Raw genomic sequence first — 24,818 nt, 5'->3', positions numbered from 1 at the left:
AGCTGAAAACTGAAAGCTCTATTCACTCCCAATCTGCCGCCTTGCCGAGTGCCGATTGCGGCAGACTGGAGCCGAGGGTGATGGATTTGGGGCGTTCTGCTGGAGCGAGATGATCGGCTAACCAGGCATTGAGCCGCGCTGGTAGTCCGGTGTGATCGACGCATAGCGCACTCGGCACCACGAAGGCTTTGAGCCGCTGATCGGCACCGATTTCATAAGGACGTACCTGTGCGGCTGCGACTTCGGGATGCTGGGCGATGCAGGCTTGCACCCGCTCCGGGTAGACCTTGAAACCGCCAATCTGTACCGCGCCATCGTGGCGCTTGAGTACCCGAAGCTGGCGCTCGTCGCACCATGCGACGGCATCCGGCAGCGCGACCCGCTGCGGCACACCAACGGTCGGCTGCCGCTGGAGCGCGTCGGGTGCATCCGCTGCGCGTGACCAATAGGGCAAGAGTGCAAAGGGCGCATCTGCCGCCTCGCGCCAGCCGATCCCGGCCGTTTCCGAGGAGCCGTAAATCTCAATCAGCCGCGTACAGCCGCGCTCGGCAAGCCGCTGCCACAGAAGCGGCGGACAGGGACTGGTTGAAGTTAGCGCCACGACATCCGGCTGCATGGTCAAGGCGGCGCGGGTAGCTAGATCGAAAAACGCCGGATGTCCAAGCACCAGATCGCCCGGACGGGCTTGGCGCAAAATCGCGCCGGGCAGATTGGTGCGGATGTCGAGCACCGGAATGCCCAACTGCGCCGGCAGCATGAACGCAAATAAACAGCCGTAAATATGATGACTGGGCACGGCACGTAGAATGCGCCGCCGATCACCGAGCAGGGTGGCGAAAAAGCCGATCTCTTGCTCCAGATGCGCCGTCTGATGCACACAGAGTTTCGGCTGGCCGGTTGAGCCAGAGGTGAAAAACCCAAGCGCCTGATCGTGCGCGGCGCGGCTCTCAAGAATGCTCTCGATCCAAGCTGATAGCTGACGAGACGGAATCAGGGCCGCATCGTGTCCGGTTTCATGCAACTGAAATTGCACCGCCACCGTTGTCGCCAGATCGAGCCATTCCAGCGAATCCAATGCGAGGCTGTCAAAATCATCGCACTCCAGATTGCGCACACACCGCTGTGCAACATCCGGTTGCACACCGGGGCGGCGGCGCGTCAATTCCGCTTCAATCAGATCGAGCAACAGTGCGCGGACACTGTTTGGGTTCCACCAAGGCTTTAACACACCTGCATCCAACCGACGACACCGACCATCCGCACCACCGTTACTCGGCCAACCAACGGGCGACATCCTTCGCGTAATAAGTCAGGATGCCATCGGCTCCGGCGCGTTTCATCGACACCATCGCTTCCAGCACGACGGCGCGTTCATTCAACCAGCCGTTCATGCTTGCGGCTTTGAGCATCGCGTATTCGCCGCTAACGTGATAGACAAAGGTCGGTGCGCCGAATTGATCTTTAATCCGGCGCACGATGTCCAGATAAGGCATTCCGGGCTTGACCATCACCATATCCGCGCCTTCGGCCAAATCGAGCGCGACTTCGTGAATCGCTTCGTTGGAATTGGCCGGATCCATCTGATACGTGTATTTATTCCCGGCGCCCAAATTGCCGGCCGAGCCGACGGCATCGCGGAACGGGCCGTAATAACTCGACGCATATTTTGCTGAATAAGCCATGATGCGGGTGTGAATATGCCCCGCTGCTTCCAGCGCCGCCCGCACCGCCCCGATGCGCCCGTCCATCATGTCCGAAGGCGCGACAATATCGGCTCCGGCTTCAGCGTGTGAAACAGCCTGACGCACCAGCACATCGACGGTTTCGTCATTCATCACATAGCCGGAGGCGTCGATCAAGCCATCCTGACCATGCGTTGTAAACGGATCAAGCGCGACATCAGTCATCACGCCCATATCGGGAACAGCCGCTTTGAGCGCCCGCACCGCCCGCTGTGCCAGCCCATCAGGATTGAACGCTTCGCGAGCATCGAGCGATTTGACTTCCAGCGGCGTGACTGGAAACAGGGCGATCACCGGAATGCCGAGCTGATAAGCCTCGCGTGCTGCTTCAACTAATAGATCAATACTCAGGCGCTCCACACCGGGCATCGAGGCCACCGCCTCGCGCTGATTCTGGCCTTCGAGCACAAACACCGGCCAGATCAAATCATTGGGCGTTACGGTTGTCTCGCGCATCAGCCGCCGCGAGAAATCATCGCGGCGCATCCGGCGCATCCGTGTAATCGGGTAAGGCGAGCGGGGCGTATCAAGATCAGCCATAGTCTTTTAGGGAACCTCAGAGGTTAGATGCGGCACAAGCTGACTAAAATAGCTCAGGCGTGACCGCGGCTCCAGTGTTGGGGTGTTTTAGGTGTTTTAATTTCAGCGTTTTTCAGCGTTTTCAGCGGCCAACAGCAAAGACTCTTGGTCAAGCCAAACGCTTCAAGATGGCATTTTTCCCCAACTCCCGCCATAATTTTGCTGTAGCGATCTCCCGCATACACAACTCTCCCGCCGCCGTTGCCCCGCGTTACTCCGCGACCCGCACGGCCGTTTTCTTCTTCAATACCAACAACTACGGAGGACGCGAGTCCGACGGACTGAGCACGCCTTGTGCGCTGATCTCGGTCATCGCGCTTGATTTGAGCGCGGAGTCTGGCTCGCTGAAAGTCAATAATGAATGCAAATTTGGCAACTGCCGGACGCGGATCGGATGCTCCCGACACGCGCACGGTCTACAGCCTCTGCGGCATGTGCGCCGTCCGCTGCCCGATTGAAGTACAGGTGCAGGACGGGCGCGTTACTTGGATTCAAGGCAACCCACACGACACCGCGCTGGGCGCGAGTCTGTGCGCCAAAGGCGGCGCGGGCCAATCATTCCAGAACGATGACGAACGCCCACAAACACCGCTAATCCGCAGCGGCGAGCGCGGGGCCGGCCAGTGGCGGTCAGCGTCTTGGGACGAGGCGCTGGACTACATCGCCGAGCGCCTACAACAGACACTGAACGAATGTGGCGGACGCGGCGTGGCGCTTTCCGACCGAGGCGGCCCGTTCACCGACCTGACGCGCACCTTTATCCGCTCGCTCGGCTCACCGAACTATTTCAATCACGATGTCACCTGCGCCAGCAATGTCTACAATGCGGCGCGGTCGCTGTTCGGCTTCCCGCATTCCAAGCTGGTGCTGGATATTAAAAACACCAAGCATCTGGTGCTCTACGGGCGCAATATCGCCGAATCGCTGATGGTCAAGGAAGCCAAAGCCTTTATGTCGGCAGTCAGCAACGGGATGCGCGTGACCTATATCGACCCGCGTGCCACCGTGACCGCCTGCAAAGCGACGCGCTATTGGCAGATTCGGCCCAACAGCGACTACGCCCTGAATCTGGCGCTGATTCACGAGATTCTGAAACACGATCTGTACGATCACGACTTCGTTGCGCGATACGTGTCGGGACTCGACGCACTCCGCGCCGCCGTCGCTGAAACGACACCCGAATGGCAAGAAACCCACACCGGCATCCCAGCGGACGACGTGCGTGCGCTGGTGCGCGAGATCGCCGCCGACGCCCCACAGGTGATCTTCCATCCCGGCTGGATGGTAGCGCGTCACAGCCAGTCATTTCATGTCAGCCGCACCGCGCTCATTCTCAATGTGTTAATGGGCAATATCGAAATGCCCGGCGGCTGTCTGCTTGGCAAATCACCCGAATTTTATGGCCGCGCCAGCCTCAAGCGCCTGATCGACCGCGCACCGAAGGTCGATGAACCGCGTGTCGATGGGGCCGGAACCGAGCATCCGAGCTGGGATCCGGCCATCGGTGTGCTGCATCGGCTATTCGCTGCGCTGGAGACCGACCAGCCCTATCCGATTGGCGCGTATTTTATCTATCGTCACGATCCACTGACGGCGATGCCCGACGCCGAGGCGTTGCAACGGGCGCTCGACCGGCTCAAGCTGATTGTAGCGATAGATGTCCGCTATTCGGAAACGGCTTGGTATGCCGATGTCATCCTGCCCGAATCGACTTATCTGGAACGCGCCAACATTCTGGGGCTGACACAGGGCGCGGTGCCAACGCTCATCATGCGCGATCAAGCGGTAGCGCCGCGTTTCGACAGCCGTCCGGCGTGGTGGATTTTCCGCGAGATTTTGCGGCGTGTTGAGCGCGGTGCGGCGCTCGATTTTGAGCACATCGAAGAACTGTGGAACTATCAGCTCGACGGCGTCGGCGTGAGCGTTGATGAACTGCGGGCGCGGGGCGTCATGGCGCTGGCCGATGCGCCACGTTTACAGGAACGCGATGCGCTCGAATTTCCCACCCCCTCAGGCAAGATCGAGTTTGACAGCACGTTGCTGGCGCAAGCTGGACTGCCGAGTCTGCCGCCCTATGCGTCCAAGCCCGCGCCGACCGGCGACAGCTTTTATCTGCTGTTCGGACGCGCCGCGACCCTGACCCATGGCCAATCGCTCAACAATCCGCTGCTCAACGAGATCGCGCCCAAACAAGAACTCTGGATGCATCCCGACCGCGCTCAGGCACTTGGCATCACCGACGGCGCACTGGTCGAGATCACCGGCGGCGGCCGCTACAGCGGTCAATTGCCCGCAAAGGTCACGCCCTGGATTCACCCCGACGCCGTGTTCATGCTGCACGGCTATGGCGCAACAGTGCCGCTGGCCACCCGCGCTCACGGCCTCGGCGTGGCCGATCAACGCTTGCAGCATGGCAAGCTCCATGACTTCGATCCAGCCGGCGGCGGCTGCTCGCTGACCGAAACTCAGGTGCGCGTGCGTCCGGTCGCATCCAACGGAGGTGCGGCATGAGTCGCTATATCCTGCGTCACGACGAGGCCAACTGCATCGGCTGCGAAGCCTGCGAGGTGCATTGCAAGGCCAATAAAGCCCTCGAACCCGGGCCAGTGCCGTGCAAGATCGTCACCATCGGCCCGATTGCGGTTGATGGCCGTCCGCGCATCCGCTTTGTGTTCATGCCCTGCTATCACTGCGAAGAGGCGTGGTGCGTCAAAGCCTGCCCGACCGGAGCCATGCAGCAGCGTGCTCAGGATGGCATCGTCTTTGTCGAAGCGAGTCTCTGCATCGGCTGCAAAAGCTGCATCGCCGCCTGTCCCTGGGGCACGCCACAATGGGATCCGGTCACGCGCAAGGTCGTTAAATGCGATTACTGCAAAGATCGCCTCGATGTTGGACTGAAACCGGCCTGTGTCAGCAAATGCGTCACCGGCTGTCTGTCCTTTGAAGAAGCCAACGCCGCGCCCGATCCGCGCCGCGACCGCTATGCGCGGGCGCTGATGGCTGAATCCTGCATCGAGACCAACGGAGACCGCCGATGAGCACCGCCATGCAACCGACGATTCAATCTAATCTTGCCGATCCGCTGGCTTCGGTCAATGAACATGTCTGCGTGGTGCGGCTGACGCGCCAAGCACTCTATCGCACCTGGGATCTGGGCGAAGGGCTGGCGGCTCCGGTGCGCGGACGGCTGGCGCGGGCGCTGCGGCTGACCACTGAAATCACCCTCGGACGCGCCACCCCCGGACATCTGACCGCACTGGCTGCGCTGGTGCCGCAACTGGCCGCCGATGGTCTCGATGTGGCCGACACGCTAGGCCGGGCGCTGCGTGATTTCCGCGATCAGTGGGACGCACATATCCGGCGCGAGTCCTGCCCCGAGGGGCGCTGTCTGACCCTGAACGCCGCGCCCTGTCACAGCACCTGTCCGGCCAATATCGACATCCCCAGCTTTATGGCCTATCTAGGACACGGCGATCATCGCGCCGCGATTGCGGTGATCCGGCGCGACAATCCGCTACCGCTGGTGTGCGGTCTGGTTTGCCCCGCGCCCTGTGAATCGGCCTGTATGCGGGCCGACCATGATGGCTCGGTGTTTATCCGTCCGATGAAAGCGCGAGCGGCGGAACTGTGTTTGGAAGAAGGCGGCTATCCGCATCCCGAACTGGCCGCGCCAACCGGACAGCGCATCGGCATTATCGGCTCTGGCCCCGCTGGTCTGACAGCGGCGTACTATCTGCGACTTCAGGGGCATGAGGTCGAGATTCTCGAAGCACAGGAACACGCGGGCGGCATGTTGCGCTACGGCATTCCGGCCTATCGGCTGCCGTCCGAGCTGCTCGAACGCGAACTCGATCAAATCCGCACACTGGGCATCTCGATTCAAACCGGCGTCAAGATCGACCATCTCGCCGACTTCCGCGCCCACTATGACGCAGTATTCATCGCCGTCGGCACCCAGAAATCGCGCTTCATCCCGATTGACGGCGGCGATCAGCCCTGGGTGCTCGGCGGTATCGACTTTTTGCGCGAGGTGCGCAGCGGCGAGCCGGTGCGGGTCGGGCCGCGGGTCGTGGTTATCGGCGGCGGCAATGTCGCGGTAGATGTGGCGCTCACGGCCCTGCGTCAGGGCGCGACTGATGTGGCGATGGTGTCGCTGGAACAGCGCGACGAGATGCCCGCCAGTCCGCACGAGATCAAGGCGGCGCTGGCGCATAACGTCCAGTTATATCCGGGCTGGGGGCCGTTGCGCATCGAGGCCGAGGGCGCGGCGGTGTTCCAATATTGCGCACGGGTTAAGGATGAACTTGGGCGCTTTGCCCCGAGCTTCGATCCCGAGCGGTTGTTGCGACTGGAGGCCAATCAGGTGATTCTCGCCGTCGGTCAGGGCACGGATATGGCGTTTTTGGATGGCAGTGACGTCGAAACCCAGCGCGGCTTCATCGTCACCGATCCCGATACCCTGATGACGACTGTGCCGGGCGTGTTTGCCGGTGGCGATGCCCAGCATGGGCCGCGCACGGCGGTCGAGGCGATCCGCTCCGGCAAGCTGGCGGCGGCGGCAATCGATGCGTGGTTGATGCAAGCGGAACTCGACAGCAGTCGCGGTCAGCCACAGCGCCGCGCCGAGGTGGTGCCGTTGCGGGTGGCAGCGGGCAAACGCGCTCAACAGGCGCGTGCCGAGATGCCCGAAAAACCGATCAGCGCGGTGCTGGGCGACGGCAACTATACGCAGATCGAAAATGGCCTGACTGAGCATCTGGCTCATGACGAAGCCAGCCGCTGTCTGCGCTGTGATATTTGCATCGGCTGTGGACTGTGCGTGGCGGCCTGTAGCGAGATGGGCGTCGAAGCATTGCGGATGGCGACCACGACCGCAGATCGGCTGGTCTATCTCGATTTCGAGCGTCCGGCATCGCTCTGTATCGGCTGTGGAGCCTGTACCCAAGTCTGCCCGACCGGAGCCATTCGCATCGAAGATCAGGACGGAATGCGCCGCACGGTGATTACCGGTACTGTGGTGCGTGAGCAGCCGTTGCTTCGATGCAGTCACTGCGGAGTGCTGACCCAGACAGCGGCACAGCGCGATTTCATCCGTTCGCGACTGCCGGCGCACATGGCGCTGTCACTGGAGCGCGAACTGTGCCCAGACTGTGCGCGGGCGCTGGCGGATCGGCCGCTGACTGGGGCGCATATAGCGGCAGTGGTTGAAGTCGCGTAGGATCGCGGTAGAGCACGGCGCTTGGCATCCCGTAACGCGCCGTGCTAACACCACAGACAGTCCGCACTGAGAGGGGTAACACGTCATGCGCTTAATCGGTTATTTCCTGTTGTTGCTGCTCATCACCTACGGACTGTGGCCGTATTACAGTCTCTATCGGCTCGATGGTGCGCTGGTGCGTCCAGATACCAGCGAACTGGCCACGCTCGTCGATCTGCCGAGCATTCGCGCCAATTACAAACGCCGTTTAGCCAATGGCGTCGGCAATATGCTGCCGGCGCATCAAAATCCGCAGAGCATCAGCGGCTGGTTACGCCAGAATGTCGAGCGGCTGGGCGATTCGGCACTCGAACAGGCGATTACGCTAGATTGGGTGCGCGAGACCAGCGGCGATGCCATTAGTCAGGTCACCGGCCAGCGTCCACCCTATTTAATCGGCGCGGTGGAGTTTGCGTTTTTTGAATCACACGACCGCTTTTTGATCCGGCTGGGGCAACTCGGCGAAAACGCGACCCATATTCGGCTGTCGCGGATCGGCGCACAGTGGAAAATCACTGACATTATTTGAGCTTTCAGCGGCCAGCGATTAGCCGCCAGCTCAGGCCAGTCATTCCAAATCTTCTCGTGACGAAGCGCCCGCTTCGTCATGCTTCAAGCGCACCCTGCGCTCGACCGCAACACTCCGGCCTTGTTCTTGCTTAACCCGCGCTCAGTTCAGGCATTCTCACAGGAATCAACACCATGTACACTGCTGAAGGGTGCGCACTCAGCGACCACGCTCTACACAATTTGCTTGCCGAAGATGTCCCCTTTGGTGACTTAACCACAGAAACACTGGGTATCGCCGCCCACAGTGGCGAGATTCAGTTTGCGGCCCGCGATCCGATGCGCGTCTGTGGCATTGAAGAAGCCGCCCGCCTGCTGACGCTCTGCGGTGCAGTGGCTGAGATTCTGCTGCCTTCGGGAGCCGATGCGCCCTCGGGCACGCCGTTACTGCGGGCACGTGGGTCAGCCGCTGCGCTACATCGCGGCTGGAAAAGCGCACAAACGCTGGTGGAATGGTGCTCCGGCATCGCCAGCAGTGCGGCGGCGATTCAGACCGCCGCTCGGCGCGGTCATCCCGAGGCTGTGGTTGCCGGAACCCGCAAAAATGTCCCCGGCACGCGCCAGCTTGCGGTCAAAGCATTTCGCGCTGGAGGCGCGGTCATGCACCGCTGTGGCTTGTCAGAAACCATCTTGATCTTTGCCGAGCATCGTCAATTCTTGGGTACGGTCACACCCGCAGTTGCGATTGCGACGCTACGCCGTCAGGCACCCGAAAAACGTATCGTGGTCGAAGTCCATTCACACGCCGAGGCGCTTATCTGGGCTGAAGCGGGCGCGGATGTGCTGCAACTGGAAAAATTCCCGCCCGCTGCTGTCGCTGAGGTGGTTGACGCAGTGACGGCGCGTGCTGCCGCCGTGTTAGTCGGGGCCGCTGGTGGGATCAATGCGCACAATGCTGAGGACTATGCCCGCGCCGGTGCGCGTTTGCTGGTCACCAGTGCGCCACATCAAGCGCCGCCACGCGATGTTCAGGTGCGGTTTGTGGTGTGAGTGATGCGCAACAATGCGCAATGCGTCTTCAAACCGTTCGAGCAGTGCTCCATCCGCCCCCCACTTGCGCTAGGATGCCAGCCTTGATGTCACCTTCCACGAAGCATACAGCATGGTTGATGCGATAGAACCTCGGCGTGATCTCGTGATCGATGGGGTCGAACTGACGCTGCTTGGCACGGCGCATATCTCACGCGCCAGCGCCGAGCAGGTACACAAACTCATTCAATCGGGTGATTACGATGGCGTGGCCGTTGAGCTGTGCCGCAGTCGCTTCAATGCCCTGATGGATCCGCGCACCCTGGCGCAGATGGATCTGTTTTCGGTCATCCGTCAGAACCGCGTCTATATGGTCGCAGCCAATTTGGTGCTGGCCGCCTATCAGCAGCGGCTCGCCGATCAGTTCGGCATCGAACCCGGCGCGGAACAACGGGTCGCGCTGCGCTTGACGAAAGAACAGAATCTGCCGCTGCTGCTGATTGATCGAGAAATCGGTATCACGCTCAAGCGTATCGCGGCGAATCTCGGTTGGTGGAAACGCGCTGGGCTATTTGCCGGACTGCTGTCGGCGATGCTCAGTTCCGAAACCGTCACGGAAGATGAAATCGAGCGCCTCAAAGAAGGCGATGTGCTCGAAACCGCCTTTGCTGAGTTGGCAGCCGATCGGCGCGATCTCTATGTCCCCTTGATCGAAGAGCGCGACCGCTATATCGCCGCCAAGCTCAAGCGCGAGGTCGCTCGCGTCGGGGCACAGCGCGTGCTGGTGGTGCTGGGCGCTGGCCATCTCAAAGGGGTCACAGCAGCACTGGAACACGAGCGCGGCGATCCAACAGCGGTGCTCACGGAACTCGAACAGGTGCCGCCGCCGAGTCGCTGGTCGCAGGTGTTGACCTGGACGCTGCTGCTGGTGATTTTGGCTGGCTTTGCCTATGGCTTTGCCGTCAGTCCAGAGCTGGGGCTAGACCTGTTGCTCAGTTGGGCGCTGATTACCGGCGGTCTCTCCGCGCTCGGCACGCTGCTGGCCGCCGGACATCCGCTCACCGTGCTCGCGGCACTGTTCGCGGCACCGCTGACGACGCTCAACCCGGCGATTGGTGCGGGCATGATTACCGGTGCCGTCGAACTGTATTTACGCAAACCGAGTGTCGGTGATTTCAGCCGCCTACGTGCTGATGTCGCGACCTGGAGCGGCTGGTGGCGCAATCGCGTCTCACGGGTGCTCGTGGTGTTCGTGTTGAGCAGTCTGGGGGCAGGTCTCGGCACCTATTTTGCGAGTTTGCAGTTAATTAAGCAGTTATTGGGTGCCGAGCTCCCCTAACGCGCCCGCGTCGGTCAGGCGCTGGCGGTTACGCCGGAACGCTCAAATACGATTCGATATAGGCGCGGCGGAATTGCTGGCAGCGATCAATATATTCGCGGGTGCTTTTGGGCATTGGCACCCGCGCCCGCACGATAAAACCGATTAAATCCGTGCCATCGTGGAGCAGCCGCGACCCCTCGACCGCTTCGCGCACATCGACGGCATCATGCTGTGCCGGCATGATCGGCTCAAGATTGCGCACGCGGTCACTGGCGACGACATAGCTCGGCCAGATGTCGAACACCGCCGGATCGGTGCGCAGAATCTCGCATTTGCGTTTGGCGGTGACATTAAGTTCATCGAGCCGTGCATCCAAGCCGACGATCTGCCGACTGCCGACAAAGGTCGCTTTCATCGCGCCGGTGATGCGATCAACATCGTGCATCGTCATGGCGATTTTGAGATAGCGACTGGAATAAAACGCATCAATCGGCATCGAAAAGGCTTTAAACGGCTCGCCCCAGAGTTCGTCAATGCCCTCATCGCCACCGCGATGACGCACCATCTTGCCCAATTCGAGTGCCTCGATCAGACAGCGCCCGCATTGACGCATCAACGCATGATCGGGCGAAATTTCGACTCCGGCCGTTTGCAAATCAACAAGGCTATGAAAAATATCGGCGGCGCGATTAAACAGCGCCCCGGCAAGCATGGCCCCATTGACCCGTTTGCGTTCGGTATCGGTTTCGGCTTCATAGGCTTCGCGGGCTTCTTTCAGCCGCGAGCCGGGGATATTGATGCCGGGTTCAACATGGTTGAACAGGCGGCGCGTGAGCGCCTGAATCAGCTGGCGGCGCACCTCGAAGCTATCCGGCGGTGGTTCGTAATACTTGATCCAATAGCCGTCATAATAGACCCGCGTGACGCCATCGATTGTGCGTTTACTGCCATTGAGTGGGGACTGATACATCATGCGGCGCATCAACGTCCGTAATCATGGAGAGAAATGAAGGAAGAGGGTGAGGAAGCCGCGCCCGAGCGCGTCGGCTACGGGTATTTAATCACGCAACCGCTGCTTGGTGCATCGACGATTATGGGATAATCGGACTTCAGCGCGAGGCGGGCGCGGCCCTGAACCACGAGGATTCAAGCATGATAGTACTGTTGATTGGTGTAGTAATTGGCGTGATGATCGGCTGGAATTGGCCGCAACCGCACTGGGCGCGTCAGTTACAACAGCGCTTTGTGATGCTAGTGCGGTTGCCGGAGAAGCGCGACTGAGCGCGGCGCTGAATCGACACTTGGCATTCAATCATTATCAGACGGGGGCAGCAGATGGGGGACATCGAGTTCATGGCTAACAGCAGCGATTTAGCCCGTTTTAACATGATTCAGCAGCAAATTCGCCCCTGGGGCGTGCTCGATGACCGCGTGCTGGAGGTGATGGGCGCGTTGGAGCGCGAACAATTCGTTCCAGACGCTTATCGGGCGCTGGCCTATGCCGATCTTGAGATCCCGAACGCTAACGGCTCGCTGATGCTGGCCCCCAAGCTAGTCGGGCATCTGTTGCAAGCATTAGCGGTCGCACCCGGGCAGCGCGTGCTAGAAATCGGCACCGGTTCGGGCTATGTTGCCGCGTGTTTGAGCCGACTGGGAGCGCGAGTGATAAGTCTGGAACTCGACGCGGCGCAGGCCGAGCTGGCCCGCTCGCGGCTGGCGGCGCTCAAATGCGATTGGGTTGAGGTGCGCGAGGGCGATGGACTGGCGGGCGCAGTGAGCGGCGGGCCGTTTGATGCGATTGCTGTCAAAGGATCGCTGCCGACTGAGGACGCATTGCCACAGCTTTGCGAGCAACTCAACATCGGCGGGCGGCTGTTCTGCATTCTGGGCACTGCGCCAGCGATGGAATGCGTGCGCATCACCCGCGCTGGACGTGACAGTTATCAGCGCGAATCGCTGTTTGAATTTACCGTGCCGCCGCTGCGCAATGCGCCGGAAGCGGCTGGCTTTGTGTTTTAAATAATTTGAACCGCAAAGCACGCAAAGACCCCAACGTTTTTTGATTGTTAATTAAACAATTTCTTAGCGTTCTTTGCGCCTGTGCGGTTCCCAAAAGCCCGTCAGCTAAACGGCTGATTATTCGCGTTCACGCCGTTTCGCCTCGCGTTCTTCCGCTTGCCACATTTCCAGTCGCGCTTGAATCTGCGCCGCTTCGTGATACGGCAGGTCGCGTTGACGGAGCGCGATTTCAAGCTGACGGATCGCCGGTTCGCGGTCGCCTTCTGCATACAGTTTTTCTGCACGAAAACGATGCGTTGCCGCCTGCTGACCGGCGCGAAATGCCGCCTGCTCCAGCTTGTCGTACAACATCGGGTTGCCGGGACGTAATCGCGCTACGGCACTTAATTCATCCATCGCCTGCTTCGGTCGTCCGGCGTGCAATAGCGCCTCAGCATAGGCCACGCGCAGCGGCCAATGACTCGGCGACAATCCGACCGCTTGCGCGAGATGCTGCACCGCCCGCTCGCTCTGCCCCTGTGCGTGATCGAGCCGCGCTTCGAGCACGACAAATTCCGGCACACTGACATGCGCCTGCATCGCTGTTGTCAGCGCCGCCCGCGCCGCCTCAAGCTGACCAGCGCGGGTCAGCGCCAGCGCATAGCCATAGTGTTCAGCGATGCTACTGCGGTGGCGACCTTCGCGCAGGGTGTCGCGGAAATGCGCGACCGCTTGTTCGGGTCGTTTATAGCTACGTTCCCGCAATGCCGCCCGCGCTAGATGAAACCTTAGGCTATCGGGATGCTGCCGTGCCCCAAAATCATCGGCCCGCCCGAGTGCCTCAGCGATACGATTGCTATTGACTGGATGGGTGCGCAAAAACTCCGGTGCGCTGTACGCCGCGATCCGACTGGATTTCGATAACCGCTCAAAAAACCCCGCCATCGCATAGGGATCAAATCCGGCTTTAGCCAGCGTCGTGATGCCGAGGCGGTCAGCTTCGTGTTCATTCTCGCGGGTGAAGTTAATTTGACGTTGCAGCGCCGCCGCTTGCACCCCAACCATCGCCGCTGCGCCAGCATCCGGTGAAACCTGCGCCCCGAGAATCGCTGCCGCGATCATCAGCGCCATCGCTGGCACGCTGATTTTGCTTTGATCTTCCAGCCCGCGCAGCAGATGACGCTGGGTGACATGGGCGATCTCGTGGGCGATAACGGCAGCGAGTTCGCTTTCGGTCTCAGCGGCGAGAATCAGCCCGGCATAGACGCCGATATGACCGCCCGGCCCCGCAAACGCATTGACGACAGGTTGATCGATCACAAAAAAGGTAAAGCGTCCCGCCGCTGCGCGGTCGGCGCTGACCAGCGTTTGACCGAGTGACTCGATGTAATCCGTCAACAACGGCTCATCGAGCACCGGCAGCGCCTCGCGCACGCGCCGCATAAACACCTGCCCCAAACGCACCTCCGCGCCGCTTGAAAGCAGCGTTTCAGCCGAACTGCCCAGATCGGGCAAGCGATATGTTTGCGCGTGCAGCGGTGACAGACTGGTCAGCAGCACCAGACCGCTTGCCAGTTGCACCGCCGTGCGCTGCCAGATGCGATCCCAAGTCAGATTCAAGCGAGCGAGCCGTTGCGCACAAGACATAATTAGATGCCATCTTCGGTTAGGTACGCGCTGTCCAAGCGTACTTGTCGCCTATTAGAAAAACGCTGTATTCTTAACCCTCTTCTCGTCCCCGCGATCGCGTCCGTCCCCGGGCGGCGTTCCGTCCAAACGATGTAGCGAGAGAGGACAGGGCGGCTAGCTTAAGATCAGCCGTCTGCATAACGATATCGAGTTGGCGCAGTCGGCAACGACTCAGCCCTCAACCACATGACATTGCTCGGAGACCGGAAATGAATCAGTTCTACTACGACGCCGTGACCAAGATGGAACAGTTGGGCGTCGATGATGAGTACATCCAGGGGTGGCAGTGTGGTTTCCTGCAAAACCCCAAGCGCGAAGAGCAGCGCCTGACCGAGGCGTATGAAGCCGGTTACAGCGACGGCGAAGAGAAGAGCACCGACAATTTCGAGCAGTGGGTCACGGCCTGATTGGTCTAGCCGACTCTGGCGCATCGCTCGGCACGCGACTGCATCCCGCATGGCAGTTGGGTTGCCCGTCCAGTTTACACCGCGTCGTTTAATCGCTCACCAGCGTGGACGGACAACCTAACCTATTTCGATTGCAACACACCGCTCGAATCGCTGTTTGGGCGGTGCGCATCTTCTCTCTAGCGCAGTTATAAATAGCGCAGTGCCGCAATAACCAACATCGTCATCGTGGCGATAAATCCGATCAGCCACATAAACTGTTGATCGTGACGCTTGAGCATTTCATCAAAACGTTTATCGACTTTTTCAAAGCGTTTATCAACCTGCTCGAAACGCTTTTCCACCTGTTCAAAGCGTTTGTCTATATCCTCGCGCAGTGCCGCGAATTGTCGATCAGCTTGCTCGAAGCGTTTATCGACCTGCTCGAAGCGTTTATCCATCTCCACGCGCAGCGCCGTGAATTGCCGATCAGTTTGCTCGAAGCGTTTATCTATATCCTCGCGCAGCGCCGCGAATTGTCGCTCCGATTGCTCAAAGCGTTTATCCATTTCACTGCGTTGCGCCGCAAAACGTGCGTCCATGTCGATCCGCAACGCGGCAAAGCGTTCGTCCATGCGCTCAAAACCTTCGCGCATCAGGTCGCGCTGGTGTTTGAGTTCCTCTTCAACACGCACCATCCGTTCACGCAGTTCGATTTCGTAAACAACCGGCGGCCGACCGAGGCTCTGTTCGGCCAGCCATTCGCCAAGATGTTGTTTAATAAAGGCGATATCTTCTTGAGCAAGCGCCATGTGGGACTCTCCAACTGTGAAAACGCGAGCGCGTTGCGCGGTTTTCAAGCACCATCCGAGGGCGCATCCAGCACCACCGGCTTGGCCTGACCGCCCGGCCGCACCTTCTGCAAGCCGTCGATAATCAACCGCTCACCGCCCGTCAAGCCATCGTTGATTAACCAATCGCTCCCGAGCGCACGATCTATCTGCAACATCCGCTGTTCAACCACCCCGTCCGCATTCAACACCAGCGCATAGGGTTGACCACGCCGATCACGCTGCACGCCGCGCTGTGGCACCAAAATCGCCGCTGGGCGTGTACCTTCTTCGACCCGTGCCCGCACGAACATGCCGGGCAGAAGCACCTGATTGGGATTCGGAATAATGGCCCGCAAGGTGACGGCCCCTGTGCCCGGATCGACGCTCACCTCGGAAAATTCCAGTCGTCCCGCGAGCGGATAATCACTGCCATCTTCTAACACCAGCGTCACACGCGGCAGCGTATCTGCCGGACGCTGAAGCCGCCCATCTTCCAGCGCCCGCTGTAAACGTAACAGTTGCGCACTCGATTGCGTCAGATCGACGTAAATCGGATCCAATTGCTGAATCGTCGCCAGCGCCAGTTCCTGATTGGCCGTGACCAGCGCACCTTGCGTGACCACCGAGCGCCCGATGCGCCCATCAATCGGGGCCATCACCCGCGTGTAATCCAGATCAATCCGCGTCCGCGCTAATTCCGCTTCATCGACGGCGACACTGGCTGCGGCTTCTTTGAGCGCCGCTTCAGCATCATCGAAATCTTCCTGACTGACCGCCTTCACCTTGACTAGATTGGCGTAGCGTTCAGCCTTCAATTGCGCCCGCTCGAAGGTCGCACGCGAGCGATTCAGCGCCGCCTGCGCACTATCATAGGTCGCCTGATAGACCGCCGGATCGATCTGATAGAGCATCTGTCCGGCGTGAATCAGCGCCCCTTCTTTAAACAGCCGCTGCTGAATAATCCCGCCGACCTGCGGCCGCACCTCGGCGACCCGATATGAGGTCGTGCGTCCGGGCAGTTCGGTCATCAGCGCCGCCGCCCGCGCCTGCACCGTGATAATCCCGACTTCCGGCGCTGGCCCTGTGTGGCCGCTCGGCCCACCCGCTGGCGGGGCCGCTCGCTCACAGCCCAACAAACTGAGGGCGGCGATGAGTACGCCCACTCCAATCACCATGCGTGACCAACCAAGTACGGAATCCATCGCAACCTCAAAATCGGGAACTAGATAACAGGGGAACTAGGTTTGCTAGAACAATCATTCTATACTAGACGCTCAAGCTAGTCACTCCTAACTATCGCGTCAAGCGCAACCGAGGCCTCCCCGACTATGCCCCAGCCCAGCCCAGCCGCAGAACCCGAACCGTCACGCAGTCAAGCGCGGCGGCGGCAGATTCTCGACGCAGCGGCGATCTGCTTTGCGCGGACGGGTTTTCATGGCACCAGTATTGCCGCGCTTTCGCACGCAACCGGCATGAGTCCGGGCCATATTTATCACTTTTTTGCGAATAAAGAAGCGATCATCACCGCGTTAATCGAGCGCAAGCTCGAACGCTCATTAGAGTTAGTTCAGCAATTTGAAAAAGCTGAAGATATTTTTCAGGCACTGATTGATCGCGTCGATGTCGGATTCTATGAAAAAACCGATCTCGATAATGCCGCGCTGGAATTAGAAATTTTAGCGGAAGCGGCCCGTAATCCGCGTGTTGCCGCGAGTGTGCAAGCAGCAGATCGAATTAAACGCGAACGTCTAATCGGCGTTTTGCGGAGCGTTCAAGATGCACAGCATCCCGCGCCTGAGCGTGCGCAAACCGCCGCGATGACTGAGCTATTGATGGCGCTGTTTGATGGACTCGCGGTGCGGATTGTTAATCATCCGACTATTGACCGCGAAGTTTTATTACCGCTGCTGCGCACGGCTTTGCAGCTATTAATTGCCCGACTTTAAATCTTGAAATCACAGCATTCGCCTGCGCATACAGCCGTCTTGATACGGATAGCTTGATGCTATAGGTACGCTTCGGTTATTCTGCACTGTTACTAATCACTTGCGCCACCCCGTCGCGGTGTGGTCGAGGCTCTTTCATGTGTGGAATCGTTGGCATCGTTGGCCAAACGCCGGTCAATCAATCCCTGTATGACGCGCTGCTCGTCCTGCAACATCGCGGTCAGGATGCCGCCGGCATTGTCACCTGCGAAGGCGGCAAACTGCATCTGCGCAAAGACAACGGGCTGGCGCGCGATGTTTTTCAAAACAAGCACATGCAGCGATTGCGCGGCGCGATGGGTGTCGGCCATGTGCGCTATCCGACCGCTGGCGCGTCGAGTTCGGCCGAGGCCCAGCCGTTTTATGTCAATTCACCGCATGGCATTGTGCTCGCGCACAATGGCAATTTGACCAATGCTGGCGAACTGAAGCGCGATCTAATTGTTGAAGATTTGCGCCATCTGAATACCGAATCTGATTCAGAAATTCTGCTCAATATTCTCGCGCATGAATTACAGGTACAAGGCCGCTTGCGGATTGATGAGCAGGATATTTTTCGCGCTGTCGCTGGTGTGCATCGGCGCTGTCGTGGTGGCTATGCCGCTGTTGCGATGATTCCGGGCTTTGGTTTATTCGGCTTCCGCGATCCGTTTGGTATTCGCCCATTGGTATATGGTCGGCGCGAAACGCATGAAGGCTGCGAATATATGATCGCTTCCGAAAGCGTCGCGCTCGATACCAGTGGGTTTGAATTGATCGCTGATGTCGCACCGGGCGAAACCGTATTGATTACCGTCGATGGTCAATTACATACGCGCCAATGTGCCACGAACGCATTGCTGTCGCCCTGTATTTTTGAATTTGTCTATTTTGCACGCCCTGATTCAATTATTGATAATATTTCAGTACATAAAGCGCGTTCTCGAATGGGAAAAAAGCTGGCAGCAAAAATCAAACGCGAATGGTCAGATCATGATATTGATGTTGTGATTCCGATTCCCGATACCAGCCGCACCGCTGCCTTGCAATTAGCGAATCAGCTTGGCGTACATTATGCCGAGGGGTTTATTAAAAATCGCTATATCGGTCGCACCTTTATTATGCCCGGACAAAAAGTTCGGAAAAAATCGGTGCGTCAAAAACTCAATGCGATTGATTTAGAATTTCGCAAAAAGAATGTGCTGTTAGTCGATGATTCGATTGTGCGCGGCACAACTTCACAGCAAATTATTCAAATGGCCCGCGATGCAGGAGCCAAGCGCGTCTATTTTGCTTCAGCGGCCCCGCCAGTGCGATTTCCGAATGTTTATGGTATTGATATGCCAGCGGCCAGCGAATTGATTGCTCACGGTCGCACCGAAGAAGAAGTCGCCCGCGAACTCGGCACTGATGGGTTAATCTTTCAGGATTTAGCTGATTTAATTGAAGCGGTACAGAAAAAAGGCAAATCCTATGTTGATCGATTTGATACCTCGGTGTTTGATGGTCAGTATGTCACGGGTGATGTGACGCCCGATTATCTCCAAGCGCTCGAAAATCGCCGCAATGATGGGGCGAAAGAGCAGCGCACTGCCCAGAGCGAGAGCACCCTTGATCTCCACAACTCCAATTGATTCCGAGGCCGAGGCGCTCGGTTTTGCGACCCGTGCGATTCGCACCGGCCATCAGCGCACGGCGGAAGGCGAGCATAGCGAACCAATTTTTGCCACCTCAAGCTTTGTCTTTTCCAGCGCCGCCGAAGCAGCGGCGCGATTTTCTGGTGAACAGGCGGGTAATATTTATTCGCGCTTTACTAATCCGACGGTGCGGGCATTTGAAGAACGGCTTGCGGTATTAGAAGGCGGTGAATCCTGCGTTGCAACCGCATCCGGCATGTCAGCGATTTTAGCGGTCTGTCTTGGATTACTCAAAAGCGGTGATCGGATACTAGCTGCCCGCAGTTTATTCGGCAGCACGACCATGCTGTTTGATAAATATCTGACGCGCTGTGGGATCGAAACCGACTATGTGCCGCTGAGTGATTTAATGGCGTGGGAAGCCGCATTGGAACGCGACACCGAGCGTCGCATCCGTTTATTGTTTTGCGAAACGCCCTCTAATCCGCTCACCGAAATGGTTGATTTACAGGCGTTGGCAGCAATCGCGCACCGCTATGATGCGCGATTGGTGGTTGATAATTGCTTTTGCACGCCGGCGCTGCAACGTCCGCTTGCATTGGGCGCGGATATTGTGGTGCATTCGGCGACTAAATATCTCGATGGTCAGGGGCGCTGTGTCGGCGGGGCGGTGGTCGGTGATCGCAAGCTGGTCGGCGAGGAAGTCTACGGCGTGTTGCGCACGACCGGGCCGACGCTCAGTCCGTTTAATGCGTGGGTGTTTCTCAAGGGGCTGGAAACGCTCGAACTGCGGTTGCTCGCGCAGTCGCGGGCGGCGGCGGATTTGGCAATCTGGCTGACTCAGCAACCGGCGGTTGAGCAGGTGTATTACCCGGGATTGGCTGACCATCCGCAGCATCAGCTTGTCGGCACGCAACAGCGCACGGGTGGTGCGATTGTCGCGTTTCGGGTGCGTGGCGGACGGGCGGCAGCGTGGCGGGTGATTGACGCGACGCGGCTGCTGTCGATCACGGCCAATCTGGGCGATGTCAAGACGACGATCACCCATCCGGCCACGACAACGCACGGGCGTTTGACACCTGAGCAACGCGATGCGGTGGGGATCAGCGAGGGGTTGATTCGGGTCGCGGTCGGTTTGGAAGCGCCAGCAGATATTCAGGCGGATTTAGCGCGGGGATTGGGTTAGTTAGAGCGGCCAGCTTGCAGCGACCGGCCGCTCACAACCTCACGATTTCCGCTGGGTAAATTTCTTCAACCGCTGCTTTTTGGCAATCTGCCGCGCCGTGAGAATATTGCGCTTGCCCTGATAGGGATTGGTACCGCTTTTGAATTCCAAGCGGAGCGGCGTGCCCAGCAAGTCGAGTTCTTTGCGGAAGCGATTGATTAAATAGCGTTTATAGGTTTCGGGCACCACATCCGTTTGATTGCCGTGAATCACAATGATCGGCGGATTGCGTCCGCCCTGATGGGCGTAGCGCAGTTTGATGCGTCGCCCATGCACCAGTGGTGGCTGATGTTCGATCACCGCCGCTTCCAGCAGGCGTGTCAATTCCGGTGTCGATAGATCGCGGGTCGCATTGGCATAGGCCAAATCGACATCATCGAGCAGATGCCCAACACCACTGCCATAGAGCGCCGAGACGCGGTGCAGCTTGGCAAAATCGAGAAACGCCAGCTTGCGCATAAATTGATCGCGCACGCGATTCCGCGCATCGGGGTCGAGACCATCCCATTTGTTAATCGCCACCACCAGCGCCCGCCCGCTGTCGATAATGTGTCCGGCCAGCGTCGCATCCTGCTCGCCGATGCCCTCGTGTGCGTCAATCACCAAAATGATGACATTGGCCGCTTCAATCGCTTGCAGGGTTTTGATGACGCTGAATTTTTCGATGGGGTCATTGACCCGCGAGCGCCGCCGCAATCCAGCGGTATCAATCAGGGTGTAACGCTGCGCGTGGCCCGGGCGCTCGAACGGAATAAAAATGCTATCGCGGGTGGTGCCCGGACTGTCGAAGGTCACGACCCGTTCTTCACCGAGCAGCCGATTGATGAGCGTTGATTTGCCGGCATTGGGCCGCCCAACCACCGCGACCTTGATCCGCCCGTCGTCGCTGTCCGGTGCATCGCTGTCCTCAGCTTCGGGCAACTGCGCAAATACCTGCTCGATCAGCGGGCGCACGCCTAGCCCTTGCGTCGCCGAAGCCGCCCAAGGTTCACCTAATCCGAGCTGATGAAAGTCCGTCACAGCCAGCGTCGGATCAGTCGTATCGCTTTTGTTGACAACCAGCGTGATCGGCTTGCCGAGACGGCGCAGACGCTGCGCGATGTCGAGATCGTCCGGTGTGCAGCCGTCGCGGGTATCGACCAAAAACAGCAGATGATCGGCCTCGGCAATGGCGCGTTGCACTTGGCGTTCCATCAGGGCTTCAACGCCCTCAGCGGCGGTGCCGATGCCGCCGGTATCGACGATGATGTAGGGACGCGGCCCGATGCGCCCGATACCGTATTGACGGTCGCGGGTCAGGCCCGGAAAGTCCGCAACCAGCGCATCGCGGGTGCGCGTGAGGCGATTAAACAGCGTCGATTTGCCGACATTGGGACGGCCGATCAGAGTGATGACGGGCAACATACAGATCAGCGTTTCCCTTGAGTGGTGGCGGGCGGTGTCGGTTTGGGTGTAACGGTTGCGTGCGGGTTGGGTTTTGGGGCCGGTGGCGAGGCCGCCGGTTGGGTCATCGTCGGTGCAGCAGTCAACGCGGCCAGCGTGCCATCTTCAGCGTAGACATACACACGATTGCCGACAACCAGCGGGCGGGCGCTGAGGCTGGCTTTGGTCAAGCGCGTGCGCCCGACAAGTCGCCCATCGTGTTTATCGAGCAGATGCAGATAGCCTTCAAAATCACCGACGATGAGCCAATCGCCGAGGCGTTCCGGCGCAGTGAGTCGGCGATAGCGCAGTTGATCTTGTTTCCAGCGACCCGCACCGTCGCTGCGTTCCGCGCCCCAGACTTGATCTTCGGAATCGGTCACATAGAGTCCGGCATCATCGGCGGCGAGTCCGGCATGAGCCGACAGTTCACGTCGCCATAACACCTCGCCCTGCTGCATGTCTACGGCGGCCAGATCGCCATTGTATGCGCCGACATACACGGTTGAATCAATAACAATCGGATCGGCGTCGAGATCGGCAATCCGCGCCAGCTCGGAACGGCCACGCGGTCGCGTCACGATCACTTCCCACAGCGGCAGACCATCAGCCGGATCGAGTTTTACCAGCTTGCCGCCCGATAGCCCGACGATAATGCCGCTATCAGTCAGCGCCGGCGTGCTACTGCCGCGCAGGGTCAGCACCGGCGGCGGATAGGTTACGCGCCACTGCACTTGACCGGTTGCTGGATTCAAGCTGAATACACTGTCATCGAGTGTATGGACGATCAGCCGTTCCGCCGATTCCCAGCGCGGCTGCGCCAGCACTTCGCTCCCCAACGGCGTGCGCCACAGTTCGCGGCCATCTTGGGTGGAAAGCGCGATCAATTCGCCCTGACTGGTGCCGAGCGCCAGCCGCTCGCCCTGCACCGCTGGCCCGCCACTGAATGCTAAACCGGTGTCACGTCGCCACAGTTCGCGCCCCGAATCTGCCGCCAGCGCGACGATGAGGCCTCGCGCATCGGCGACATACAGCCGCCCGGCCGCCAGCGCCGGCACCAGCGCCAGTTGTCGCCCATCTGTCCCGCGTGTCGGGCGCTGTGACCAGAGCAGATTGAGCGTCACCGTCGGCGCAACTGTCGGTAGCGGCGACGGCGGCATGGGATCGTCGTCCTTGCCCAACCCAAACAGCCCACCGCCACCGCAGCCGACCAGCGTCTGCGTCAGCAGCACCACTAAGCTGAGTCGTACCAGCACCGATCCAACGCGCACGCTATTCATGGATATGTGTCCGTTACCCGTGATCGTCGGCTAACCGGCAGCAGGCAGGTTATCGAGCTTGAGACGAATCAGCGATGACAGGCTACTACCCAGCTCAATGGCGCGTTGATAGGCGGCGCGGGCGGCATCCAGATCGCCGCGCACCGTCGCTAAATCACCGCGCACGGCGGCAAATTCAGCGGCAAACGCCGGGCTGACATCGTACTGTGCGAGCGTTTTCGCCGCCGCATCAAGCTGTTGCGCGGCTAACTGCAACCGCGCCAAGCGTAACGCGGCGACGTGCGCAATCGCTGGATCGGGCGCGGTGTCAATCGCCTGTTGCAGCGCCGTCAGCGCCGCGTCGTGTTGCCCAGCTTCGTGCAAGGCTTTGGCCGCGACCAATGCGCCTAGTGCCGCGTAGGGCGTGGCGGCAAAGTCATCATGCAGTGTCGCCGCCTGCTGAGTCACAGCGTCGGTTTTATGGTCACCGGCATCGAGCATCAGTTGCTCAAATACGGTCGAGGCGTGCATCGCGGTGCTGTCTTGATAATTGAGCCACAGCCGCCAGCCCCAGATGCCGCCCAAGCCAACCAGCGCCCCGGCGAGGATCGACAGACCATTCTGTTTCCACCAAGTTTTGATGGCTTCGACTTTTTCGTCGTCGGTTTCGTAGCTCACACCAGTCTCCGTTCAATACAGTTAGGGCTAAAGCCGGGCGGCGAGATACGACGCCAGCTCGGCTTGCGACGGCGTGCCTTGTTCTGAGTCACCGCGCAGATCTTTAACGCCAATCACGGCGCGGTCGAGTTCATCATCGCCGAGAATCAGGGCGAAGCGTGCGCCGCTTTTATCAGCCTTTTTGAACTGGCTCTTAAAACTGCCGCCGCCACAGTGACATTGCATCCGTAAATTCGGCAGCGCATCGCGCAGCCGCTCGGCCAGTGCCGGAGCTGCCAATTCAGCGCGTTCGCCGACCGCCACCAGATAGACATCCAGCGCCGGAGCCGCCGTAAAACCGGATTGCTCCAAAATCTCAACCAGCCGCTCTAAACCCAGCGCAAAGCCGACCGCTGGGGTCGCACGTCCGCCGAGTTGCTCGACCAGCCCATCATAGCGCCCACCGGCACACACCGTCCCCTGTGCGCCGAGATCATCGGTGATCCACTCGAACACAGTGCGGTTGTAATAATCCAGTCCGCGCACCAGACGCGGATTGATCTGATAGCGCACCCCGGCCGCATCGAGTCCGGCGCACAGCCGCTCAAAATGAGCGCGGGTTTCGCTGCCGAGCACGTCGAGCAGACGCGGCGCATCCGCCAGCAGGCGCTGAGTTTCGGGATGCTTGGAGTCAAGAATGCGCAGTGGATTGGTGCTCAGGCGGCGCTGGCTGTCAGCGTCAAGCTGATCGGCGCGGGATTGGAGATAGGCGACCAACTGTTCACGATAGAGCTGACGCTCGGCACTGTCGCCGAGCGTGTTGATTTCTAAACGAAATCCGCTCAATCCCAGTCGCTGCCACAGTCGCGCTGTGAGCAAAATCACCTCAATGTCGATATCCGGCCCGGTCAGCCCAAAGACTTCAACGCCGATCTGATGAAACTGACGATAGCGTCCGCGCTGCGGGCGTTCGTAGCGAAACATCGGCCCCTGATACCAGAGCCGCTGCGGTTGCGTCAGCAAGCCGTGCTCAATCGCCGCTCGCACACAGCTTGCCGTCCCCTCGGGGCGCAGGCTGAGGCTATCGCCATGCCGGTCGGCAAAGCTGTACATCTCTTTTTCGACAATATCGGTCACTTCACCGATGGAGCGTTTAAAAAGCTCAGTCACTTCGACGATTGGGGTACGAATTTCGCTGTAACCATAGCTGGCCAGCACGGCGCGGGCGGTGTGTTCGATCTGCTGCCACAGGGCGAGACGCTCGGGCAGAATATCGTTCATGCCACGAATGGCTTGGATGTGTTTACGCATGG

22 protein-coding genes are annotated in these 24,818 nt (G+C 59.5%); 12 read left to right on the top strand and 10 right to left on the bottom strand.

Annotated features, from left to right (window positions below):
• Nucleotides 1-22: 22 nt before the first annotated feature.
• Together BLW10_RS03555 and hemB are read right to left on the bottom strand one after the other, a co-directional pair.
• Complete coding sequence (locus tag BLW10_RS03555; protein ID WP_245709069.1) at nucleotides 23-1,228, bottom strand: AMP-binding protein; 1,206 nt, start codon at nucleotides 1,226-1,228, stop codon at nucleotides 23-25.
• A 40-nt stretch (nucleotides 1,229-1,268) separates the two neighbouring features.
• A complete protein-coding gene (gene hemB / locus BLW10_RS03550) occupies nucleotides 1,269-2,282 on the bottom strand; it encodes a porphobilinogen synthase (RefSeq protein WP_091332418.1) in 1,014 nt (337 codons plus the stop codon).
• A gap of 396 nt (nucleotides 2,283-2,678) precedes the next feature.
• Here hemB and BLW10_RS03545 point away from each other — a divergent pair, with 396 nt between their 5' ends.
• The 6 genes from BLW10_RS03545 to BLW10_RS03520 all read left to right on the top strand — a co-directional run bounded on the left by BLW10_RS03545 (nucleotide 2,679) and on the right by BLW10_RS03520 (nucleotide 10,453).
• Nucleotides 2,679-4,832 (top strand): molybdopterin-containing oxidoreductase family protein, encoded by a 2,154-nt coding sequence (locus BLW10_RS03545; RefSeq protein WP_091332417.1) that lies wholly within the window; start codon nucleotides 2,679-2,681, stop codon nucleotides 4,830-4,832.
• Nucleotides 4,829-5,359, top strand: coding sequence for a 4Fe-4S dicluster domain-containing protein (locus BLW10_RS03540; RefSeq protein WP_091332416.1), 531 nt, complete (start codon nucleotides 4,829-4,831; stop codon nucleotides 5,357-5,359). The genes BLW10_RS03545 and BLW10_RS03540 overlap by 4 nt, the downstream gene beginning before the upstream one ends.
• Nucleotides 5,356-7,539: an FAD-dependent oxidoreductase gene (locus BLW10_RS03535; protein ID WP_091332415.1), complete on the top strand. Its 2,184-nt coding sequence runs from the start codon at nucleotides 5,356-5,358 to the stop codon at nucleotides 7,537-7,539. The genes BLW10_RS03540 and BLW10_RS03535 overlap by 4 nt, the downstream gene beginning before the upstream one ends.
• Before the next feature lie 85 nt (nucleotides 7,540-7,624).
• Nucleotides 7,625-8,107, top strand: a complete 483-nt coding sequence (locus BLW10_RS03530) for a DUF2939 domain-containing protein (RefSeq protein ID WP_091332414.1) — start codon at nucleotides 7,625-7,627, stop codon at nucleotides 8,105-8,107.
• Between the two features lie 173 nt (nucleotides 8,108-8,280).
• A complete protein-coding gene (gene modD / locus BLW10_RS03525) occupies nucleotides 8,281-9,135 on the top strand; it encodes a ModD protein (RefSeq protein ID WP_091332413.1) in 855 nt (284 codons plus the stop codon).
• 112 nt (nucleotides 9,136-9,247) lie between these two features.
• Nucleotides 9,248-10,453 (top strand): TraB/GumN family protein, encoded by a 1,206-nt coding sequence (locus tag BLW10_RS03520; protein WP_091332412.1) that lies wholly within the window; start codon nucleotides 9,248-9,250, stop codon nucleotides 10,451-10,453.
• A gap of 28 nt (nucleotides 10,454-10,481) precedes the next feature.
• On the opposite strand, the gene BLW10_RS03515 is transcribed toward BLW10_RS03520, so the two are convergent.
• Nucleotides 10,482-11,405: a hypothetical protein gene (locus BLW10_RS03515; protein WP_091332450.1), complete on the bottom strand. Its 924-nt coding sequence runs from the start codon at nucleotides 11,403-11,405 to the stop codon at nucleotides 10,482-10,484.
• A gap of 182 nt (nucleotides 11,406-11,587) precedes the next feature.
• On the opposite strand from BLW10_RS03515, the gene BLW10_RS14390 reads away from it, so the two are divergent.
• Together BLW10_RS14390 and BLW10_RS03510 are read left to right on the top strand one after the other, a co-directional pair.
• Nucleotides 11,588-11,716, top strand: a complete 129-nt coding sequence (locus tag BLW10_RS14390) for a hypothetical protein (protein WP_281241124.1) — start codon at nucleotides 11,588-11,590, stop codon at nucleotides 11,714-11,716.
• 72 nt (nucleotides 11,717-11,788) lie between these two features.
• Nucleotides 11,789-12,454 carry a protein-L-isoaspartate O-methyltransferase family protein gene (locus BLW10_RS03510; protein WP_091332449.1) on the top strand — a complete coding sequence of 222 codons (666 nt, stop codon included), beginning with the start codon at nucleotides 11,789-11,791 and terminating at the stop codon, nucleotides 12,452-12,454.
• Nucleotides 12,455-12,571: 117 nt separating this feature from the next.
• Here BLW10_RS03510 and BLW10_RS03505 read toward each other — a convergent pair whose 3' ends face one another.
• On the bottom strand, nucleotides 12,572-14,080 hold the full coding sequence (locus tag BLW10_RS03505; RefSeq protein ID WP_091332411.1) for a M48 family metalloprotease: 1,509 nt from the start codon (nucleotides 14,078-14,080) through the stop codon (nucleotides 12,572-12,574).
• Nucleotides 14,081-14,331: 251 nt separating this feature from the next.
• Here BLW10_RS03505 and BLW10_RS03500 point away from each other — a divergent pair, with 251 nt between their 5' ends.
• Nucleotides 14,332-14,529 (top strand): Alvin_2107 family globule sulfur oxidation protein, encoded by a 198-nt coding sequence (locus tag BLW10_RS03500; RefSeq protein ID WP_091332410.1) that lies wholly within the window; start codon nucleotides 14,332-14,334, stop codon nucleotides 14,527-14,529.
• A 188-nt stretch (nucleotides 14,530-14,717) separates the two neighbouring features.
• Here the strand turns inward: BLW10_RS03500 and BLW10_RS03495 are convergent, their stop codons facing one another.
• Nucleotides 14,718-15,320: a hypothetical protein gene (locus BLW10_RS03495; protein ID WP_091332409.1), complete on the bottom strand. Its 603-nt coding sequence runs from the start codon at nucleotides 15,318-15,320 to the stop codon at nucleotides 14,718-14,720.
• A gap of 44 nt (nucleotides 15,321-15,364) precedes the next feature.
• The gene (locus tag BLW10_RS03490) at nucleotides 15,365-16,543 is read right to left on the bottom strand and encodes an efflux RND transporter periplasmic adaptor subunit (RefSeq protein ID WP_091332408.1); all 1,179 of its coding nucleotides are present in this window, start codon (nucleotides 16,541-16,543) and stop codon (nucleotides 15,365-15,367) included.
• A 126-nt stretch (nucleotides 16,544-16,669) separates the two neighbouring features.
• Here BLW10_RS03490 and BLW10_RS03485 point away from each other — a divergent pair, with 126 nt between their 5' ends.
• The 3 genes from BLW10_RS03485 (at nucleotide 16,670) to BLW10_RS03475 (ending at nucleotide 20,128) form a co-directional block, all read left to right on the top strand.
• Nucleotides 16,670-17,287 (top strand): TetR/AcrR family transcriptional regulator, encoded by a 618-nt coding sequence (locus tag BLW10_RS03485; RefSeq protein WP_091332407.1) that lies wholly within the window; start codon nucleotides 16,670-16,672, stop codon nucleotides 17,285-17,287.
• A 137-nt stretch (nucleotides 17,288-17,424) separates the two neighbouring features.
• Nucleotides 17,425-18,939, top strand: coding sequence for an amidophosphoribosyltransferase (purF, locus tag BLW10_RS03480; protein ID WP_091332406.1), 1,515 nt, complete (start codon nucleotides 17,425-17,427; stop codon nucleotides 18,937-18,939).
• Nucleotides 18,917-20,128, top strand: a complete 1,212-nt coding sequence (locus tag BLW10_RS03475; RefSeq protein WP_245709068.1) for an O-succinylhomoserine sulfhydrylase — start codon at nucleotides 18,917-18,919, stop codon at nucleotides 20,126-20,128. The genes purF and BLW10_RS03475 overlap by 23 nt, the downstream gene beginning before the upstream one ends.
• Nucleotides 20,129-20,167: 39 nt before the next feature.
• Here BLW10_RS03475 and der read toward each other — a convergent pair whose 3' ends face one another.
• Genes der through hisS form a run of 4 tightly spaced genes read right to left on the bottom strand, consistent with a single transcriptional unit; the run spans nucleotide 20,168 to nucleotide 24,816 of the window.
• Nucleotides 20,168-21,571: a ribosome biogenesis GTPase Der gene (gene der, locus BLW10_RS03470; protein ID WP_091332404.1), complete on the bottom strand. Its 1,404-nt coding sequence runs from the start codon at nucleotides 21,569-21,571 to the stop codon at nucleotides 20,168-20,170.
• Between the two features lie 5 nt (nucleotides 21,572-21,576).
• A complete protein-coding gene (bamB, locus tag BLW10_RS03465) occupies nucleotides 21,577-22,869 on the bottom strand; it encodes an outer membrane protein assembly factor BamB (RefSeq protein WP_091332403.1) in 1,293 nt (430 codons plus the stop codon).
• Nucleotides 22,870-22,899: 30 nt separating this feature from the next.
• On the bottom strand, nucleotides 22,900-23,526 hold the full coding sequence (locus BLW10_RS03460; RefSeq protein ID WP_091332402.1) for a YfgM family protein: 627 nt from the start codon (nucleotides 23,524-23,526) through the stop codon (nucleotides 22,900-22,902).
• A 27-nt stretch (nucleotides 23,527-23,553) separates the two neighbouring features.
• Nucleotides 23,554-24,816, bottom strand: a complete 1,263-nt coding sequence (gene hisS / locus BLW10_RS03455; protein WP_091332401.1) for a histidine--tRNA ligase — start codon at nucleotides 24,814-24,816, stop codon at nucleotides 23,554-23,556.
• Between the last annotated feature and the right edge of the window lie 2 nt (nucleotides 24,817-24,818).

The organism is Allochromatium warmingii, from assembly GCF_900107145.1.
Classification (GTDB): Bacteria; Pseudomonadota; Gammaproteobacteria; order Chromatiales; family Chromatiaceae; genus Thermochromatium; species Thermochromatium warmingii.
The sequence above is the reverse complement of the archived record's forward strand: the minus strand, read 5'-3'. Positions and strand labels throughout refer to the sequence as shown.

What these genes read in the sequence shown, in the direction of transcription:
- der (WP_091332404.1), bottom strand. Translation starts at nt 21,571, where the DNA reads ATGTTGCCCGTCATCACTCTGATCGGCCGTCCCAATGTCGGCAAATCG.
- BLW10_RS03485 (WP_091332407.1), top strand. Translation starts at nt 16,670, where the DNA reads ATGCCCCAGCCCAGCCCAGCCGCAGAACCCGAACCGTCACGCAGTCAA.
- BLW10_RS03530 (WP_091332414.1), top strand. Translation starts at nt 7,625, where the DNA reads ATGCGCTTAATCGGTTATTTCCTGTTGTTGCTGCTCATCACCTACGGA.
- BLW10_RS03495 (WP_091332409.1), bottom strand. Translation starts at nt 15,320, where the DNA reads ATGGCGCTTGCTCAAGAAGATATCGCCTTTATTAAACAACATCTTGGC.
- BLW10_RS03545 (WP_091332417.1), top strand. Translation starts at nt 2,679, where the DNA reads ATGAATGCAAATTTGGCAACTGCCGGACGCGGATCGGATGCTCCCGAC.
- modD (WP_091332413.1), top strand. Translation starts at nt 8,281, where the DNA reads ATGTACACTGCTGAAGGGTGCGCACTCAGCGACCACGCTCTACACAAT.
- hemB (WP_091332418.1), bottom strand. Translation starts at nt 2,282, where the DNA reads ATGGCTGATCTTGATACGCCCCGCTCGCCTTACCCGATTACACGGATG.
- BLW10_RS14390 (WP_281241124.1), top strand. Translation starts at nt 11,588, where the DNA reads ATGATAGTACTGTTGATTGGTGTAGTAATTGGCGTGATGATCGGCTGG.
- BLW10_RS03515 (WP_091332450.1), bottom strand. Translation starts at nt 11,405, where the DNA reads ATGTATCAGTCCCCACTCAATGGCAGTAAACGCACAATCGATGGCGTC.
- purF (WP_091332406.1), top strand. Translation starts at nt 17,425, where the DNA reads ATGTGTGGAATCGTTGGCATCGTTGGCCAAACGCCGGTCAATCAATCC.
- BLW10_RS03505 (WP_091332411.1), bottom strand. Translation starts at nt 14,080, where the DNA reads ATGTCTTGTGCGCAACGGCTCGCTCGCTTGAATCTGACTTGGGATCGC.
- BLW10_RS03500 (WP_091332410.1), top strand. Translation starts at nt 14,332, where the DNA reads ATGAATCAGTTCTACTACGACGCCGTGACCAAGATGGAACAGTTGGGC.
- hisS (WP_091332401.1), bottom strand. Translation starts at nt 24,816, where the DNA reads ATGCGTAAACACATCCAAGCCATTCGTGGCATGAACGATATTCTGCCC.
- bamB (WP_091332403.1), bottom strand. Translation starts at nt 22,869, where the DNA reads ATGAATAGCGTGCGCGTTGGATCGGTGCTGGTACGACTCAGCTTAGTG.
- BLW10_RS03540 (WP_091332416.1), top strand. Translation starts at nt 4,829, where the DNA reads ATGAGTCGCTATATCCTGCGTCACGACGAGGCCAACTGCATCGGCTGC.
- BLW10_RS03520 (WP_091332412.1), top strand. Translation starts at nt 9,248, where the DNA reads ATGGTTGATGCGATAGAACCTCGGCGTGATCTCGTGATCGATGGGGTC.
- BLW10_RS03490 (WP_091332408.1), bottom strand. Translation starts at nt 16,543, where the DNA reads ATGGATTCCGTACTTGGTTGGTCACGCATGGTGATTGGAGTGGGCGTA.
- BLW10_RS03510 (WP_091332449.1), top strand. Translation starts at nt 11,789, where the DNA reads ATGGCTAACAGCAGCGATTTAGCCCGTTTTAACATGATTCAGCAGCAA.
- BLW10_RS03535 (WP_091332415.1), top strand. Translation starts at nt 5,356, where the DNA reads ATGAGCACCGCCATGCAACCGACGATTCAATCTAATCTTGCCGATCCG.